The organism is Bradyrhizobium sp. Ce-3, from assembly GCF_022835695.1.
Lineage (GTDB): Bacteria > Pseudomonadota > Alphaproteobacteria > Rhizobiales > Xanthobacteraceae > Bradyrhizobium.
Map to the genome: position 1 here is coordinate 1 of NZ_BQUV01000078.1, position 331 is coordinate 331.

Sequence of the window (331 nt, forward strand, 5' to 3'; positions counted from 1 at the left end):
GGGGTGACGTTTTCATCCGCGGGAGTCAGGCAGTTGACGAGTGCCGGGCCGGGAGTCGCGAGAACCTCTGGAAGCACTTTCTGAAGCTCTTCCTCGGTCTGCACGGTGTAGCCGGGGATGCTGTAAGCCCTGGCCAACGCGGCGAAGTCCGGGTGGAATTTGAAATTGACCGCCATGTAGCGCGCCTGGTAGTAAAATTCCTGGATCTGCCGAACCATCCCCAGAACGGAGTTGTTCAAGATAAAGATTTTGATGGGCAAACCCTGCTCCATCATGGTGCCGAGCTCCTGCATGGTCATCTGAAAGCTCCCGTCGCCCGTCACCAGGATGG

The 331-nt window shown here is 57.7% G+C and carries 1 protein-coding gene; it reads right to left on the minus strand.

What is annotated here, in order from left to right; translation table 11 throughout:
- A partial coding sequence (locus tag BRSPCE3_RS35895) for a thiamine pyrophosphate-dependent enzyme (protein ID WP_244071855.1) occupies window positions 1-299 on the minus strand: 299 nt, incomplete at its 3' end.
- Window positions 300-331 lie beyond the last annotated feature (32 nt).